This is a genomic window from Methylophaga marina (genome assembly GCF_030296755.1).
Classification (GTDB): domain Bacteria; phylum Pseudomonadota; class Gammaproteobacteria; order Nitrosococcales; family Methylophagaceae; genus Methylophaga; species Methylophaga marina.
The window spans coordinates 273,583-290,377 of record NZ_AP027741.1 but is presented as its reverse complement, the minus strand read 5'-3'; the positions used below and the strand labels follow the sequence as shown (position 1 = coordinate 290,377).

The following is a 16,795-nucleotide window of genomic DNA, read 5'->3' as shown; positions in this document are numbered from 1 at the left end:
CTATGAGATAGGTGGATGATAAATAATTTGGACTACAGTACCACTAGGGTCGTAACAGTAAAAACTTCTGGCACCATCTCTGTGAGTACGCGGTGGGTTTCGAATGCTCACATCATGTGCTGTTAAGAACTCGAACCAGTCGTCAACTTCTTCTATGGCTGGAATAATAAAACCAATATGATCCAATTTTTGTTGATGGGCTGGTGCAGCAGGTTCAGCTGCCTGATGTAGGGCAAGGTTGTCATTACCTGAAGTCAGATAGACATTCTGTTCATCCGGCCGCCACTCGACTTCCATCCCAAGTAATTCCGTATAGAAATGTTCACATGCAGCCAAATCATCAACAAAGAGGGCGACATGTCGCATGCCACCGGTTTTGCCTGGCCGTACTCGTTTTTTTCAGACATCTGTTACTCTTTTCTTTATTACTCGACTTCAATGATTTCGTAATCATGCGTCACCGTTGCTGTCTTTGCCAACATAATGGTGGCTGAGCAATATTTCTCTGTCGACATTTTGATGGCACGCTCAACAAAATTCGCCTTTACGTTTTTACCGGTGATTTTGTAGTGAATATGAATATTAGTGTAAACCTTTGGCGCTTCTTCGCTTCTTTCGCCATTCGCCTCAATAACACAGTCGCGAATATCTTGTTGAGACTTCTTCAATATTTCGATGACATCAAAGGCTGTACACCCAGCCATACCCATCAGTAATAACTCCATCGGACGCATGCCGGTGCCATGTCCGCCTGCTTCTTCCGGGCCATCCATCACTACGGTATGACCTGTTCCTGACTCGCCGAGGAATAAAACATCTTCGACCCATTTCACTCGTGCTTTCATTTAAATGTTTCCTAAAGTTGATAAGTCACTTTAAATTTGACATATTTATCAAATCGCTAAGGGATTATACCCGTTTATGCTGTATTATTGCCCGCTCACCCATTTTGGATAAATAGATGGACTATCATAGACACAAGGCCATTGAGCAAGGATTAGCAGAGTTTTTTCGCTGCTGTCACACAAAAACCTATCCGGCGAAAAATATCATTGTTCGTCCTGGTGATCCTCCTCACACGCTTTATTACATCCGTGAAGGCTCTGTCAGTGTTTGTATGGAGAACGAAGAAGGCGAGGAGCTCATCGTCGCTTATCTGAACCAGGGTGATTTTATTGGTGAAATTGGTATGTTTTCCGATGTCGGTGAGCGTATGGTCACTGTCCGTGCCAGAACGGATGTCCGAACCGAAGAGATTTCGTATCAACAAATCATGAATCTCTCAAAGACTCAGTTAAAAGAGTGTTACCCAACACTGTTATTTACCATTGCAGAACAATTAGCGAAACGTTTGTTATCAACGACTCGTAAAGCCACCGATATGGCATTTCTTGATGTGGCAGGTAGAGTCGAGGCGGCTTTACATGAATTAGCGGCACAACCAGATGCAATGCGTCATCCTGATGGCATGCAAATCAAGGTCACACGCCAGGAAATTAGCCGTATGGTCGGGTGTTCTCGAGAAATGGTTGGCCGTGTACTAAAAGAGTTACAAGACAATGGCCTGTTATGGGCAAAAGGAAAGACGATGATCATCTATGATGAAGAACATCGTCATAAAAAACCTTTAGTAAAAAAGCTTGGCTAATTCCGTACCGGGATCATCTGCCCGCATAAAGGCTTCACCTACCAAGAAACCATTGACCTTATTGTCACGCATTAATTTGACGTCATCACGAGTATGAATGCCGCTTTCGGTAATCACGATATGACCTTGAGGAATGCGTTGCAATAATGACAGGGTGGTGTCGAGTGACGTGTCAAAGCTTCGAAGATCGCGGTTGTTGATACCAATTAAAGGTAAGTTTAATACCAAAGCGCGTTCCAGCTCTTCTAGATCATGAACCTCGACCAACACATCCATACCCAACTGAATCGCCAGCTGACTTAAGTTTTCTAATTGGTTATCATCCAAAGCCGCGACAATTAACAGAATACAGTCAGCACTTATCGCTCTTGCTTCAAATACCTGATAAGGATCAATGATAAAGTCTTTTCGAATCACTGGCAGAGAGCAAGCATTACGGGCTTCTTGTAAAAAAACTTCATGCCCCTGAAAAAAATCACGATCAGTTAAAACAGATAAACAAGCCGCACCGCCTTTTTCATAACTAACAGCAATGTCTTTGGGAATAAAGTTTTCTCTGATTAAACCTTTGCTGGGCGAGGCTTTTTTGATTTCTGCAATCACAGCGGGTTCGTTATTAAGCATTTTTTTGCTGATAGACTCAACAAAACCGCGAACAGGATTAGCTTGTTCAGCTAATTGCTGCATGATAGCTAACGGAATTTTAGCTGAGCGTTCAGCGACTTCCTGCTGTTTGCGTTGTAGGATATTGAGTAAAATATCAGGTGTATTTTCAGACATAGTATTAAGTTCGGCTTGTAACAATAAGGGCATTTAATTTTTGAGTAGCGGCACCTGAGTCGATAAGCTCTGCCGCCATAGCAATACCTTCTGCGAGTGAAACAGTGATATCAGCTGCATAAATTGCTGCACCAGCATTTAACACAACAATATCACGCGCAGGACCAGGTTTGCCGTCGAAGACTTCTTTGATCAGCGATAGGCTATCCTGTGCATTGCTGACCGTTAAGGTTTCAATCGTATTCTGCTGAAGACCAAAATCTTCCGGTTTAATCGTGTAGGTAGTCACTTTACCCTCTTTGAGCTCAGCGACATGAGTTTCTGCACCGATACTGATTTCATCGAGACCATCTTCAGCATGAACCACTAAAACATGTTGGCTGCCGAGTTTTTGTAACACTTCAGCCATCGGTTTTACCCATTTTTTATCAAATACACCTAAGACCTGATGAGCGGCTTGAGCAGGGTTGGTGAGCGGGCCAAGTAGGTTAAAGATAGTTCTGACACCCATCTCACGACGCGGTCCAATCGCATGTTTCATGGCGCCATGATGTTTTTGAGCAAACATAAAACCGACACCTACTGTTTCGATACAGTGTTTTACCTGTTCCGGACTAAGCTCTAAGTTAACGCCAGCGGCTTCAAGCACATCGGCACTACCCGAACTACTACTGATGGAACGGTTTCCATGTTTGGCCACCTGACAACCCGCTGCTGCGGCAACAAAGGCACTGGCTGTAGAAACATTAAAGGTACTGGCACCGTCACCACCGGTACCGCAGGTATCAACAACATGTTTGCCCTTGATGTGAACAGGGGTCGCCAGACTTCGCATCACTTCGGCCGCTGCTGCAATTTCTGTGACCGTTTCACCTTTCATTTGCAGACCAATTAAAAAACCACCAATTTGTGCTGGTGTGGCATTACCGGTCATGATTTGATTCATGACGTCAGTCATTTGGTCGTGGCTAAAATCTTGGCGCAGGATGAGCTGCTTGATCGCTGCCTGTATATCCATGAAAGGCCCTTATCTTTGCAGAAAGTTATTCAGTAATTCGTGACCTTGTTCGGTCAGAATGGATTCTGGATGAAATTGCACACCTTCTATTGGCAGTGTTTTATGTTCAATGCCCATGATTTCATCCAGCTCACCATCTTCCGTTTGGGTCCAGGCGGTAATATTGAAACAATCCGGCAAGTTATATTTGCTCACAACCAAGGAGTGATAACGTGTGGCTTCTAAAGGGTTATTCAGGCCTCTAAATACACTCGTATTGTTGTGATACACCTTAGACGTTTTCCCATGCATTATTTGGCTGGCATGAATCACTTCACCACCAAACACCTGTCCAATGGCTTGATGACCCAAGCAGACACCTAGCATCGGTTTTTTTCCGGCGAAATGCTTGATAACTTCCATGGATATACCAGCTTCATTTGGTGTACATGGACCGGGTGATAGAACAATTTTGTCAGGGTTCATTGCTTCAATGTCTGCAATGGTAATTTTATCGTTACGATGAACGGCGACGTCTTCCCCGAGCTCAGCAAAATATTGCACCAGGTTATAGGTAAAAGAGTCATAATTATCAATCATTAACAGCATGTATCTAGTCCTAGGTTAGCTTTCTGCATGAGGATTGGCTTCCAATCCTGCTTCCGCCATGGCAACAGCACGAAAGATCGCGCGGGCCTTATTCATCGTTTCTTTCCATTCCATTTCCGGCACGGAGTCATAAACAATACCGGCACCCGCCTGGATATGCAGCAGATCATTTTTTATAACTGCTGTGCGTATGGCTATGGCCGTATCCATATTGCCAGACCAAGATAAATAGCCAACTGCACCAGCATAAACGCCGCGTTTGACCGGTTCTAATTCGTCAATAATTTCCATGGCACGCACTTTAGGAGCACCACTCACTGTGCCAGCGGGGAAGGTCGCTCTTAAAGCGTCAATGGCTGACATATTGTCTACCACTTGACCGGTAACATTAGACACAATGTGCATGACATGAGAATAGCGCTCAATGACCATTTTATCGGTGAGTTCAACGGTACCGGTTTTACTGACTCGGCCAACATCATTACGACCGAGGTCAATCAACATCAAGTGCTCAGCAAGCTCTTTAGGATCTGATAATAAATCCTGCTCTAAGGCAATGTCTTCTTCTTCGTTTTTACCACGAGGACGGGTGCCGGCAATCGGACGAACAGTGACTTCCTGATCTTCCATGCGAACCAAAATCTCAGGTGATGAACCCACCACAAAAAACTCACCAAGATTCAGGTAGTACATATAAGGTGAAGGGTTAAGGGTTCTTAAGGCTCGGTACAAATCAATCGGAGGCGCACTGTAAGGAATGGTCAGGCGCTGAGACAACACCACTTGCATGATATCGCCGTCATTAATGTATTGTTTTGCCTTTTCGACAGCATCAGTAAAGCCTTTCTCAGTAAAGCCAGACTGAAAGTCTTCTTCATTGACTTGTTTATGGGCTTTATTCTGATGGAAGTCCATCGCTGTCTGACGCAACGTTTGTGTTAACTCGTCCAGACGTTGTTGTGCCTGACGGTAGGCATTTTCTGTATTTGGGTCTGCGTGAACAATCAAATGTAATCGACCACTTAGATTGTCAAACACGACTAACTCGTCTGACACCATTAAGAGGATATCAGGACATTCGAGCGGGTCAGAGTCCGGTGCATTACCCAGTCGTGATTCAACATAACGTACAGTGTCATAGCCAAAATAACCGACAAGACCACCATTAAATTTTGGTAATGAATCGATTTCTGCAACACGATAGCGTGTCTGGAATTGTTCTATCCATGCCAGAGGATCGTCGGCTTGTGCTGTTTCAACAACTTGTCCATCCAGTTCCACCACAATGTCTTTATTATGAACGCGAACAATTGTGTGGCAAGGTAAGCCAATCATCGAGTAACGACCCCATTTTTCACCACCCTGAACAGATTCAAACAGGTAGGAATAGGGCGCATCAGCCAATTTGAGATAAGCACTTAATGGTGTATCTAAGTCTGCTAAAACTTCCCTTGATAAGGGGATGCGGTTGTAGCCTTCTGTGGCAAGTTGATCAAATTCTGACTGTTTCATTGCTTCTTTCTAAAATAAGCTTTCCAGCTCTGCAAAAGTATCTATTACGGTATTGGGGGCAGCTGCAGAAATTGGCTGACCGTGATTGTAACCGTAGCTCACGCATATAATGGCAAGTCCAGCAGCTCTAGCTGCTTTTACGTCATTGACGGAATCGCCGATCATTAATGCCTTTTCGGAGGTAATCCGAAAGTAATCAACACCATACAGTAATGGTGCCGGATGTGGTTTTTTATGTGGCGTTGTATCACCACTCACCACAAGGTCAAAATAATCTTTCAGACCAAGCTTTTCAAGCAAAGGCAGAGTAAACGTTTCATCCTTGTTAGTGACACAAGCTAGTTTAATCTGCTTCTTTTTAAGCCAGGACAGTCCTGTGAACACATCTGGGTAAACCTGACTGCTTTCACAGGGGAACTGCTGATAATAATCTAAGAATAGAGGCAATGCTTTTTGCAGTAATGCTGTTTCTGCTTTTTGTTGCATTTCGCCTGTTAGTGCTCGTTCAATAAGTCGGGGAATGCCATTACCTATCCAACTTCTGACGTCAGTTTCGCTTGCTTTTGCCAATCCTAGACTGCTGAGCATGTGATTGGTTGCACAAGTTAGATCTGGCACGCTGTCAACCAGCGTGCCATCAAGGTCAATAAAAACAACCTCAGGTAAATCTAACTTCATTGAGCGATTAAACGTTTGCTTTAGATAATTCCTCACGCAGCGCAGCAATCACTGTTTCATAGCGGTTAGGATCACTATCTTTCGCTGCACCAAATACAGCAGAACCAGCCACAAAGGTACGCGCACCGGCTTCAGCGATTTCACGGATGTTATTGACGTTAACGCCCCCATCGATTTCTAAATCAATGTCATAACCACTTTCATCAATCATTTTGCGTGCTTGACGTAGTTTTTCCAGCGTATGAGGAATGAATTTTTGACCGCCAAAACCAGGGTTAACTGACATCAGCAGAATACGATCTACTTTATCTAAAACGTGTTCAGCTAGAGAAAGTGGTGTGGCTGGATTAAATACTAAACCGGTTTTACAACCTTCGGCTTTCACTAATTGCAGACTACGGTCAATATGTTCTGAGGCTTCTGGATGGAAAGTAATAAATGTTGCGCCAGCTTGAGCAAAGTCAGGGATGATGCGATCAACGGGTTTGACCATTAAATGCACGTCAATTTCATGGGTGACACCATGTTTGCGCAGTGCATCACATACCAATGGACCAATTGTCAGGTTCGGTACATAGTGGTTATCCATTACGTCAAAGTGCACAATATCCGCACCTGAAGCAAGAACGTTATCTACTTCTTCACCCAAACGAGCAAAGTCTGCAGACAGGATTGAAGGGGCAATTTTGAATTCAGCCATGATTGTCTCTCTTAAATCGAATAATAAAAACGTGATGTAAACCTGATACTTTACCGTATCGGCTTTCTTTTTTCAGCTTTTGAAATCAATAGGCTGAGATTATACTGGACCTGAAAATAATGAGATGGAGTTAGACTTGCGAAAACGGTTGAAATTTATCGCTTTGTTGTTAATGACAGTTTATCTGGCTCAGGCCCAAGCTGCTGATGAAACAGAAACCCCTGCTGGGGCTGATGATAATGAGACAGTTGCCGAAGAAAATTCACCGATTATGTTACGTGAGCAGGGTAATGTGGAAGGCTATGTTGCACTGACCGTCAGTGAGCAATCGATAGATGCCACATACATGCCGGATAGTCTGGGTAAATCAGCAGGGAAAGTATTGATTCTGCATGGACGTGGTCAGGATATCGATAGCGATGGCATTGTTCGCACCCTCAGAACGGGCTTAAGCAAAGCTGGCTGGTCAACCATGACAGTCGCTTTACACTATGAACTCACTCCTAATCTGTACCTCGCACCATCGAATTCAGAAAAAACAACTGACACTGATGCTGCTAATACGAGTTCTGACGATAGCGATGATGCAGAGCAGCCAGCAGCGGCAGAAACTGAAACAGCAACAGAACAGAGTGAGGAGCCGACAGAGGCAGCAGCAGACGACGCAGAGAACCAAACTGCTGAAGGTGATGGTGAACAATCAGACACTGAGAACACACCTTATATAGTCAGTAATGAAGCACGCATTGCTGCAGCTATGAGTTATCTGGCAGAAAAACAGGATGGACCGACGGCCATTATTGGGTTTGGTGAAGCAGCCAATCTGGCAAATGAGAGTTTTTCAATGGCAAGCGGTGAGGTAGGCATCGTGTGGATTAATACGGATATTGAGTTGACTGAACCACCTAAAGTAAAAGTAATACTCGATCTGATAGCTGAGAGACCATTACAAACAGATATAAAAGCGGTTCAACGCAAAGCGAATATGAGAAAAGCCAATGTGAACAATTATGAACAACGAAAAATCATCACGATCAGTCCCAGCTTCTATGGCGCTGAAGCCAATGTTCTTGGCATCGTTCGTGGTTGGCTACACAAACACTTTATCGCCGAGGATGATGCTTAATGCGCATTTATGGTGATGGCAGTCTCATCCATCAAGCCGTATCTGATGATGGTTTAATTGAGGTGGTAGACAGTGGCAATATCCGCTCCTTGCATTTTGGGACTTTTCCCAGACAGAGTTCAATGCGGCTTAATCAGCCGCACTATCTGGAGCTGAGTTACACACAAGCAATGATGGGGTGTTTGTTACTGAATCCCAATCCTCAACGAGTCTTAGTTATCGGGCTGGGTGGCGGTTCATTGGTCAAGTTTCTATTGCACCATTTCCCTGATTGTTATGTCGATGTCGTGGAATATCGTCGCGACGTTGTGGATGTGGCACAGTCTTTTTTCCAGGTTCCGATTGATAACCCGAATTTAAACATCAATTTGGGTGATGGTTATCTCTATGTGAATCAGTGCTTTTACCAAACAGACTTTAGTTATGATCTGATTTTGGTTGATGCTTATGACCAAAATGGGATGGCGGCCAGTGTGGGGGTTCAGGCTTTTTTTGATGCCTGTTCTGGGATTCTGACTGACAATGGTGTGTTGAGCATCAACTTATGGGGAAGTGAGCGTGCTTTGTTTAACTCCACCATGGAAAGAATTAATGACAGCTTTCAACAGCGTGCTATGATTCTGCCGGTCGAGAATAAAGGTAACGTCATCGCTTTAGCCACCAAGTTTAATGTGGAAAATGCGTATCTGAAGAAATTACGTCAACAGGTCAATAATTTAGAAATGATGTATCAAGTTAACTTGCCACGTTCATTACAAAATCTCATCAGACAAAACCGAAATTTCATTCATCGTTTATTTGCGATTTAAGATTGGCTTTGTGTGGGTGTACTTATTGGTCAGTCTTTAGTTTGTAGGGGTTTCATGAAGAAGTGGGTTTTGCTGTTATTGTTGAGTTTGTTTTCACATCAACAGGTAAGCTGGGCTGAAAACGCATATAAGATTGTTATTAAACGATCTGAAAATAAATTATTGGTGCAGAAAAACGATAAGGTCATACGCTCTTATCATGCTGCCATTGGCAGTGGCGGCAGAAAAGCAAAACAAAAGGAAGGGGATAGACTAACGCCATTGGGTAGCTATCACATCGTTAAAATCAAGGACAGTGAACGGTTTCACTTGTTTTTACAACTCGATTATCCGAGTGTCAGAGATGCGATTAATGGTTTAAAAGCCGGGCATATCAAAAAGTCACAATATCGAAGAATTCTTGATGCGCACATTTTTGGCGGCATTCCACCTCAAAATACAGCGCTAGGTGGTGTCATTGGTATTCATGGAATTGGTGTTGAAACCAAAGATAAACTTGAAATTCATCGTATAGCTAATTGGACGCAAGGTTGCATAGCGTTGAGAAATAAAGAAATCGATGAGTTATTGACATTTGTCAGGGTGGGGACTGAAGTCAAAATCATGGAATAAAGCCTGATTAAAATTGTCGGATATGCAGCTGAATTTGCTAGAATATCCACGTTTATCGCTTTTACTCTGCTGGGGTCCTCATGCAATCCGCGCCTGATCTGTTTTCCTACCGTAAATTCTGGGCACATCGTTTTGGTATCGCACCTGAATTACCCATGACCCGCGAGGAAATGGATGCGCTGGGCTGGGATTCATGTGACATCATCATTGTCACTGGTGATGCGTATGTCGATCACCCTAGTTTCGGTATGGCGCTGATTGGACGTTTATTAGAATCGCATGGTTTTCGGGTCGGCATTATTTCTCAGCCCGACTGGACCAGCACAGATGATTTCACCAAACTGGGTAAGCCTAATCTGTTCTTTGGTGTCACTGGCGGCAATATGGATTCTATGGTCAACCGCTATACATCCGATCGTAAAATCCGTAGCAATGATGCCTATACCGCAGGTGGATCAGGCGGTAAACGCCCTGACAGAAGTGTGGTGGTTTATAGTCAGCGTTGTCAGGAAGCTTACAAAGGCGTGCCAGTCATTATCGGTGGCATTGAAGCCAGCCTTCGCCGTATTGCCCATTATGATTACTGGTCTGAAAAAGTCCGTCGCAGTGTCATCATGGACTCAAAAGCCGATCTTCTAGTCTATGGTAATGGTGAAAGACAGGTGGTGGAAATTGCACATCGTCTTGCCGCTGGTGAACCTGTCAGTGATTTAACTGATATTCGTGGCACGGCCTACACCAAAAAGCATGAACAGCGTGCTGGCTGGTGGGAAAAAGACTCGACTCTGGTGGATACGCCCGGAAAACTTAACCCGCCCATTGATCCCTATCAGATGCAAACTGAAGAAAGTTGTGCAGAAGAGAAGGCAAAAACAGAACAAAGTAAACCCGCTGAAAATACGAACGTTATCAAAATTCATCGGGTTTCCCCGAGAAATGCTGACCGTACCGTCATACGGCTGCCTGCCTATAATGCCGTAAAAGATGACCCCGTCACCTATGCACATACGTCACGTATTCTGCATTTAGAAACGAATCCGGGTAATGCGCTGGCATTAGTTCAGCAGCATGGCAATCAGGATGTCTGGTTGAACCCGCCCCCATACCGTTGACTACAGCGGAGATGGACGCTGTGTTTGATTTACCCTACAGCCGCTTACCGCATACGGGTTACGGAAAGATGACGATTCCGGCCTACGATATGATTCGTTTTTCGGTCAATATCATGCGTGGTTGTTTTGGTGGCTGTACGTTCTGTTCTATTACAGAACATGAAGGTCGTATTATTCAGAGTCGTTCTGAAGATTCGATCATCAAAGAAGTAGAAGCGATACGAGACACTACGCCGGGCTTTACTGGCGTCATTTCTGATTTGGGTGGCCCCACTGCTAATATGTATCGTCTGGCTTGTAACGATCCTAAAATCGAAGCCAGTTGTCGCCGTTTATCTTGTGTGTTTCCTGGTGTTTGTAAAAATTTAAACACGGATCACACCCCTCTTATCAATCTTTATAAACGCGCTCGTTCATTACCCGGCATTAAAAAAATTCTGATTGCTTCAGGACTGAGATATGACTTAGCTGTGTTATCACCGGAGTATGTCAAAGAACTCGTCACCCACCATGTCGGTGGTTACTTAAAAATTGCGCCTGAACATACAGAAGAAGGCCCGCTGCAACAAATGATGAAGCCGGGTATTGGCACTTATGACAAGTTCAAACAAATGTTTGATAAATACTCAAAAGAGGCGGGTAAAGAGCAGTATTTGATTCCTTATTTTATTGCCGCACACCCTGGTACGACGGATAAGGACATGATGAATCTGGCGCTCTGGTTAAAACGTAATGGTTTCAGAGCCGATCAGGTTCAAGCTTATCTCCCTTCACCAATGTCAGCCGCAGCGGCCATGTACCACTCTGGCAAAAACACCTTACATAAAGTCAGACGAAATAGTGGCGATATCGAAGTGCCAAAAGGCTTGAAGGTACGTCGCCTGCATAAGGCATTCTTACGTTATCACGATCCTGAAAATTGGCCGATGTTACGCGAAGCTCTCAAAAGTATGGGCCGGGCGGATCTAATTGGAAATGGCAAAAAACATTTAATTCCAAACTGGCAACCTGCGGGCACCGGCGAAAATGGTGAAGGTCGTCGTATTACTCGCAAGGCAAAAAATGTCAAAAGTTTCCGTACACAGCACACGAGACCCGGTAAAACCAAAGTGAAAGCAAAAAGACGCCAGCGTTAATAAAAAAAATTATTATTTGAGAAACATTTTTAATTGACCATGGTCAATCTGCCTATATCACGCATTTTCTGAATAGGGACATTGATGAAATCGAAATCTACCGCTCGCTCAAGTTATGATGCTTTTTCGGTTTTACTGCATTGGTTGATTGCTGTTTTTATTATCGCTCTCTTTGCTTCAGGCCTATGGATGGTTGATTTGGGCTACTACGACGATTGGTATTATCAAGCACCGTGGTGGCACAAAGGGATTGGCATTGTCACAGCCTTATTGATTATTGTTCGGTGGGGCTGGAGTCTTTTCCGGCAAACGCCGCCTGGCATTAACTCTATTCCTCATTGGCAGCACCTGGCTGCAAAAGTCACACATCAGTCCATGAACGTAGTCGCTATCATCATTGCGATAAGTGGCTATATTATGGTCACAGCCAAAGGTGATGGTCTATCCGTCTTCGACTGGTTCACCATTCCCGCCATCATTTCAAATAAACCTGACTGGGTCGATCCGGCAGGCGCTATTCACTTATGGGCGGCATATTTTCTTATCGCTATGGCATCAGTACATGCTCTAGCCGCCATAAAACATCACTTCATTGATAAAGACGCAACGCTCAAGCAAATGCTTGGTAGAAAATAAACAAGGAGAAAAAAATGAGACAAACTATTCTTGCCACATCGTTATTAGGTTTATCGGCTTTCATGCCGGCTTATGCCGCTGATTATGTAATCGATACTGAAAAAGCCCACGCTTTTATTGATTTTCGCATTCAGCATCTGGGCTATAGTTGGATGAGTGGACGTTTTAACGACTTCTCTGGCACATTTTCTTATGATGCTGAGCAACCAGAAGCGTCACAAGTGAATGTAGATATTGATGTCGCCAGTGTTGATACCAACTTTGCTGAACGTGATAAACACTTACGTGAAAAATTCTTGGAAACAGATAAGTTTCCAGATGCCAGCTTTAAGTCGACCTCGTTCAAACAACAGGACGACGGTAGCTTAGTTGTTACAGGAGACTTCACACTACACGGGGTAACCCATGAACTAAGCTTCCCGGTTGAAAAAGTCGGGGAAGGCGAAGACCCATGGGGCGGTTACCGTGCAGGTTTTGTTGGTGAAACAGAATTTACTATTTCCGACTACGGTATTAACGTTGATATGTTAGGCCCTTCATCACAAGTTGTGTATCTGACCTTATCCATTGAAGGGATTAAGCAATAATTCAGATTTGTTTGGCGAGGTCGTAGAGTCTGTCAAATTCTTCAGATAAGCTGTTTGCTGGTATTGAACGTCCCGCACGTTGATACCAGTAAGCAGCATTGCCTTTGTCGCCTTCTACATAATGAAGATAGCCATGAATCATGCAGGCAAAACTGTCTTCATAACTTTGAATCAGTTTGTGAGCCCCGTCCCAGTCGCCTTGTGCGGCTAATTCAAGCGCTTGTAGATGTTGTATAGCCATTGCAAACCTCCAAAAAAGTTTGACATGACTATGCTATAACAGATTGAATTGAATGAAAATTCTAATTGCTTCCCAGCATCGTTAACAGCCCAGCTGCAAAGGCAAACGGTGATGTTACGATCACAAATAACAACTTACCCAGTTCACGTAGTACATAAAGTACATCTATTAATAAAGCCATGATTTCCTCCGTTGAATCTGACTGTTTGCATTATAATGCGCGTTTGTGACATCCAAATGACCAACATATAAGCACTCTATGAATATTCTTGCTCTCGATACCTGTACAGAAATGTGCTCAGTGGCCATCCTTAAAAATGGCGAACTGTTTGAACAATCACTGCTGACTCAACGAGGGCACTCAGAAAAAATTCTGGGAATGTTGGATGCGCTTTTCGTTGAGGCAGGATGTCGGCTATCTGATATGGATTGTATTGCGTTTGGTCGCGGTCCAGGTTCTTTCACTGGCGTTAGGGTAGGGGTGAGTGTCACTCAAGGCATTGCCTATGCTGCCAGTCTTCCAGTCGTGCCCGTATCGACATTAGCAGCGGTGGCACAGCGTGCTATTGATGAGCACCATGCTGAATGTATTGCAGTGGCCATGGATGCCCGTATGCAGGAAGTTTATAGTGCACTTTATCAGTCCGTGGATGGCTTAGCTGTATTAGTCGGCGAAGAACGAGTGTGTCTACCTGAACAAATCGAGTTGAGTTCAGAGCAATCATTTTTTGCTGCTGGTACGGGTTGGAAAGAGTATGAGACAGCCATGATGGCGAAGTTCTCCAAACAAGTAAGTACGCTGGATAATGAGCTCTTACCTACGGCTGCTGCCATTGCAAAATTGGCTGAAAAACAAGCCGAAAAGGGACACACCTTGCCAGCTGAACAAGCGATGCCTGTTTACCTTCGTGATAATGTTGCTAAGAAAAAAGGTGAGCAATAATGGTGAAGAAACAGGACACTATCTACGCTGCGCCATTAGAACAAATGGTGGATTTCAGCTTTGATGAAAGAGTCGTCGATGTCTTCCCGGATATGATTCAGCGTTCAGTGCCAGGCTACGCCACATTGATATCTAATATCGGTATCCTCGCGGCTAAGTATGCTTTGGATAATAGCCGTTGTTATGATTTAGGTTGTTCGCTTGGTGCTGTGACCTTATCGATACGTCAGCGCATAAAAAAGCAGAATTGCCAGATTATTGCCGTGGATAACTCGCCTGCGATGATTGAAAAAGCCCAGCACATATTACTGGCTGATAAGGCCTCTGATATTGAGGTTCAACTCGTCTGCGAGGATATCGCTGACACGGTAATTGAAAATGCCTCTGTGGTTGTGATGAACTTCACCTTGCAGTTTATTCCGTTGGCGCACCGTCAGGCTTTAATTAATCAAATTTATAATGGTTTAAAGCCGGGGGGAATATTAATTCTGTCAGAGAAACTGGCATTTCCTGATAACAGTATCAACCAATTTCATATTGATGTTCACCACGACTTCAAGCGAGCAAATGGCTACAGTGATATGGAAATCAGTCAGAAAAGAACGGCGCTCGAAAACGTCTTGATCCCTGAATCTTTAGAGCAGCATCAACAGCGCTTACGTGCTGCTGGCTTTGGTTTTACCGAAAAATGGTATCAATGTTTTAACTTTGTTTCGATGGTTGCCATAAAGTGATTTACCAAGGTTTATATCAATATCTTGAGTCTGCTGGGTTAGATAGCTGGCGGCAGACATTAGAACAACAAATTAACCAAAAACTCGCCGAAGAAACGCATGGCAAAATGCCTTTATGGCAGGAGGCTCTTTCTGCTTTACCTGACATTACTCCAAGTCAAATCGAGTTACAAAGTGAGGTCAGAATAGGTCAGCAACAAGACTTGAATGGTCATGATATTGATGCATTGAAAACCTGTCTTCAGACTTTTCATCCTTGGCGCAAAGGGCCTTATCGTTTTTTTGATATTGAGATCAATACCGAGTGGCGATCGGATTGGAAATGGGACAGGGTCTTACCCCATATCAGTCCGCTTCTTGGTCGGCGAGTATTAGATGTGGGCGGAGGCAATGGCTACCATGGTTGGAGAATGCTGGGTGAGGGTGCTGAATTTGTTATGGGCATAGATCCTACCCTTGTTTTCACCATGCAATATCATGTGATGCAACGTTATATTGCCAGCGCTAGACATTTTGTGGTGCCAATAGGTATTGAGCACATGCCTGAGAAACTGGCCTGGTTTGATACAGTGTTTTCCATGGGGGTCTTATATCATCGTCGCTCACCGTTAACTCACCTTATGGAATTAAGACATTGCCTGAAGTCGGGCGGTGAGTTAGTGCTGGAAACATTGATTATTGATGGACCAGAAGGTATGAGTCTGATACCTGAAGGGCGTTATGCGAAGATGCGCAATGTGTGGTTTATACCAAGCACTGAGACTATGCTGGTTTGGCTCAAGAAGTGTGGATTCAAAGAAGTGCGTTGTGTAGATGAATCTATTACGTCACTCGATGAGCAAAGAAGTACAGAGTGGATGACATTTGAGTCTTTAAAAGATTTCCTTGATCCGAATGACGTCACAAAAACGATTGAAGGATACCCTGCACCGAAACGCGGTGTGTTTATCGCTAAAGCGCCCTAGAGTGCTGTCGCTCCAGAAGTAATTGAAATCCATTGATCGTTACTGTTTTTGCAGGCATCGAGAGATTTTGTCTGGGTATTATCCTCTTTTGTAATAATAAGGTCATAGGCGAGACAAGGATAGTGACCATAAGAATAATGGTGGTCAATCACAATTTCGTAAGCGGTGCCAGTGACCTCATTCTTCCAGAAATGACTTTTGCCAATGGTTTCTGTTGACAGGATTTTTGGGTTTGTTGTAAGTCATGCGTGGTCATGGCGGTATCAGTATCAATTCCAGCCTCAACGCCTGCTAATAAATCCAGAGAAGCTTTCGTGCTGGTTACCGTAGTTATCAGGCTGACACTGATTAAACTTAATATATAGAGCCTTTTGCTTGAAAACATAGACTTCCGTAACTGGAGTAGAAACGTTACTTAAGGATGTGCTCTAATTTCATTTCGCACCACCAGAGACATGGTTAAGTAACATCATTCATTTCGTAAAAGGTCGAGTATATCCCTATCGATTTGATTATAACAACTATCAAATAGACCTCAGCGCCGACATACACCACTTAATAAACGGATTGCCATGTCAACATCGTAAGTCATGACATGATTATCACGCAAAAAACGTTGTTGAACTTGATAGGCCTCTCGTTCCAGAATCATGCGCTGTGTGCAGTCAGGCTTTTCAATCATCGCTCCATGTTGATCCTGAAGAAAATGCACTAACTCATGAACAATATACCCCTGAGAGATGATGCTATCTTTGGTCAGTTTCTTGTCATAAAAGATGATATCTTTTTTATCGTCATAATATGCCAAGGCATTACATTCTTTACCATCACATAGAATATCGATCAGTTGCTGATGATTGACCGGTTCGATAACAGGTTTTTTTCTGGCATATCGTACTGACTGAAGTTGACCGCCATCAATAAAAGTGTGCCAAGAATCTCTTGCATAACATCTCCTTGTCAGCATGAT

20 protein-coding genes and 1 pseudogene are annotated in these 16,795 nt (G+C 43.8%); 10 read left to right on the top strand and 11 right to left on the bottom strand.

Going from position 1 to position 16,795, the window contains the following annotated elements; genetic code table 11:
- Both QUE24_RS01455 and QUE24_RS01450 read right to left on the bottom strand, forming a co-directional pair.
- A complete protein-coding gene (locus tag QUE24_RS01455) occupies window positions 1-366 on the bottom strand; it encodes a VOC family protein (RefSeq protein ID WP_286304926.1) in 366 nt (121 codons plus the stop codon).
- Between the two features lie 59 nt (window positions 367-425).
- Window positions 426-845, bottom strand: coding sequence for an OsmC family protein (locus QUE24_RS01450; protein WP_273181719.1), 420 nt, complete (start codon window positions 843-845; stop codon window positions 426-428).
- 116 nt (window positions 846-961) lie between these two features.
- Between QUE24_RS01450 and crp the strand changes: the two genes are divergently transcribed.
- Window positions 962-1,648, top strand: coding sequence for a cAMP-activated global transcriptional regulator CRP (gene crp, locus QUE24_RS01445; RefSeq protein WP_284722474.1), 687 nt, complete (start codon window positions 962-964; stop codon window positions 1,646-1,648).
- Here crp and trpC read toward each other — a convergent pair.
- The 6 genes from trpC to rpe are packed head-to-tail and all read right to left on the bottom strand — an operon-like array spanning window position 1,628 to window position 6,924.
- Window positions 1,628-2,428: an indole-3-glycerol phosphate synthase TrpC gene (gene trpC / locus QUE24_RS01440; RefSeq protein WP_286304925.1), complete on the bottom strand. Its 801-nt coding sequence runs from the start codon at window positions 2,426-2,428 to the stop codon at window positions 1,628-1,630. The two genes, crp and trpC, sit on opposite strands and share 21 nt — an antisense overlap.
- 4 nt (window positions 2,429-2,432) lie before the next feature.
- Window positions 2,433-3,446 (bottom strand): anthranilate phosphoribosyltransferase, encoded by a 1,014-nt coding sequence (gene trpD, locus QUE24_RS01435; protein WP_284722476.1) that lies wholly within the window; start codon window positions 3,444-3,446, stop codon window positions 2,433-2,435.
- A gap of 9 nt (window positions 3,447-3,455) precedes the next feature.
- Complete coding sequence (locus QUE24_RS01430) at window positions 3,456-4,034, bottom strand: anthranilate synthase component II (RefSeq protein ID WP_286304924.1); 579 nt, start codon at window positions 4,032-4,034, stop codon at window positions 3,456-3,458.
- 15 nt (window positions 4,035-4,049) lie between these two features.
- Entirely contained in the window at window positions 4,050-5,546 is a 1,497-nt protein-coding gene (gene trpE, locus QUE24_RS01425) for an anthranilate synthase component I (protein ID WP_286304923.1), read from the bottom strand.
- A 9-nt stretch (window positions 5,547-5,555) separates the two neighbouring features.
- Window positions 5,556-6,224 carry a phosphoglycolate phosphatase gene (locus tag QUE24_RS01420; RefSeq protein WP_286304922.1) on the bottom strand — a complete coding sequence of 223 codons (669 nt, stop codon included), beginning with the start codon at window positions 6,222-6,224 and terminating at the stop codon, window positions 5,556-5,558.
- A 7-nt stretch (window positions 6,225-6,231) separates the two neighbouring features.
- Window positions 6,232-6,924: a ribulose-phosphate 3-epimerase gene (gene rpe / locus QUE24_RS01415; RefSeq protein ID WP_286304921.1), complete on the bottom strand. Its 693-nt coding sequence runs from the start codon at window positions 6,922-6,924 to the stop codon at window positions 6,232-6,234.
- A gap of 136 nt (window positions 6,925-7,060) precedes the next feature.
- Here rpe and QUE24_RS01410 point away from each other — a divergent pair, with 136 nt between their 5' ends.
- The 6 genes and pseudogenes from QUE24_RS01410 to QUE24_RS01385 all read left to right on the top strand — a co-directional run bounded on the left by QUE24_RS01410 (window position 7,061) and on the right by QUE24_RS01385 (window position 12,942).
- Window positions 7,061-8,050, top strand: a complete 990-nt coding sequence (locus QUE24_RS01410; protein WP_286304920.1) for a DUF3530 family protein — start codon at window positions 7,061-7,063, stop codon at window positions 8,048-8,050.
- Complete coding sequence (locus QUE24_RS01405) at window positions 8,050-8,859, top strand: spermine/spermidine synthase domain-containing protein (protein WP_286304919.1); 810 nt, start codon at window positions 8,050-8,052, stop codon at window positions 8,857-8,859. The genes QUE24_RS01410 and QUE24_RS01405 overlap by 1 nt, the downstream gene beginning before the upstream one ends.
- 54 nt (window positions 8,860-8,913) lie before the next feature.
- Window positions 8,914-9,471 carry a L,D-transpeptidase family protein gene (locus QUE24_RS01400; RefSeq protein ID WP_286304918.1) on the top strand — a complete coding sequence of 186 codons (558 nt, stop codon included), beginning with the start codon at window positions 8,914-8,916 and terminating at the stop codon, window positions 9,469-9,471.
- A gap of 80 nt (window positions 9,472-9,551) precedes the next feature.
- Window positions 9,552-11,719 (top strand): annotated as a pseudogene (locus QUE24_RS01395) (YgiQ family radical SAM protein).
- Window positions 11,720-11,803: 84 nt separating this feature from the next.
- Window positions 11,804-12,355 carry a cytochrome b gene (locus tag QUE24_RS01390; protein ID WP_286304917.1) on the top strand — a complete coding sequence of 184 codons (552 nt, stop codon included), beginning with the start codon at window positions 11,804-11,806 and terminating at the stop codon, window positions 12,353-12,355.
- 14 nt (window positions 12,356-12,369) lie between these two features.
- Window positions 12,370-12,942, top strand: coding sequence for a YceI family protein (locus tag QUE24_RS01385; protein WP_286304916.1), 573 nt, complete (start codon window positions 12,370-12,372; stop codon window positions 12,940-12,942).
- Between the two features lies 1 nt (window position 12,943).
- Here the strand turns inward: QUE24_RS01385 and QUE24_RS01380 are convergent, their stop codons facing one another.
- Window positions 12,944-13,183 carry a hypothetical protein gene (locus QUE24_RS01380; RefSeq protein ID WP_286304915.1) on the bottom strand — a complete coding sequence of 80 codons (240 nt, stop codon included), beginning with the start codon at window positions 13,181-13,183 and terminating at the stop codon, window positions 12,944-12,946.
- Window positions 13,184-13,442: 259 nt separating this feature from the next.
- On the opposite strand from QUE24_RS01380, the gene tsaB reads away from it, so the two are divergent.
- Genes tsaB through cmoB form a run of 3 tightly spaced genes read left to right on the top strand, consistent with a single transcriptional unit; the run spans window position 13,443 to window position 15,825 of the window.
- The gene (gene tsaB / locus QUE24_RS01375) at window positions 13,443-14,126 is read left to right on the top strand and encodes a tRNA (adenosine(37)-N6)-threonylcarbamoyltransferase complex dimerization subunit type 1 TsaB (RefSeq protein WP_286304914.1); all 684 of its coding nucleotides are present in this window, start codon (window positions 13,443-13,445) and stop codon (window positions 14,124-14,126) included.
- Window positions 14,126-14,860 (top strand): carboxy-S-adenosyl-L-methionine synthase CmoA, encoded by a 735-nt coding sequence (gene cmoA, locus QUE24_RS01370; protein WP_286304913.1) that lies wholly within the window; start codon window positions 14,126-14,128, stop codon window positions 14,858-14,860. The genes tsaB and cmoA overlap by 1 nt, the downstream gene beginning before the upstream one ends.
- A complete protein-coding gene (cmoB, locus tag QUE24_RS01365; protein ID WP_286304912.1) occupies window positions 14,857-15,825 on the top strand; it encodes a tRNA 5-methoxyuridine(34)/uridine 5-oxyacetic acid(34) synthase CmoB in 969 nt (322 codons plus the stop codon). The genes cmoA and cmoB overlap by 4 nt, the downstream gene beginning before the upstream one ends.
- A gap of 148 nt (window positions 15,826-15,973) precedes the next feature.
- On the opposite strand, the gene QUE24_RS01360 is transcribed toward cmoB, so the two are convergent.
- Together QUE24_RS01360 and QUE24_RS01355 are read right to left on the bottom strand one after the other, a co-directional pair.
- On the bottom strand, window positions 15,974-16,210 hold the full coding sequence (locus tag QUE24_RS01360; protein WP_286304911.1) for a hypothetical protein: 237 nt from the start codon (window positions 16,208-16,210) through the stop codon (window positions 15,974-15,976).
- 150 nt (window positions 16,211-16,360) lie between these two features.
- Window positions 16,361-16,792: a hypothetical protein gene (locus QUE24_RS01355; protein ID WP_286304910.1), complete on the bottom strand. Its 432-nt coding sequence runs from the start codon at window positions 16,790-16,792 to the stop codon at window positions 16,361-16,363.
- Window positions 16,793-16,795 lie beyond the last annotated feature (3 nt).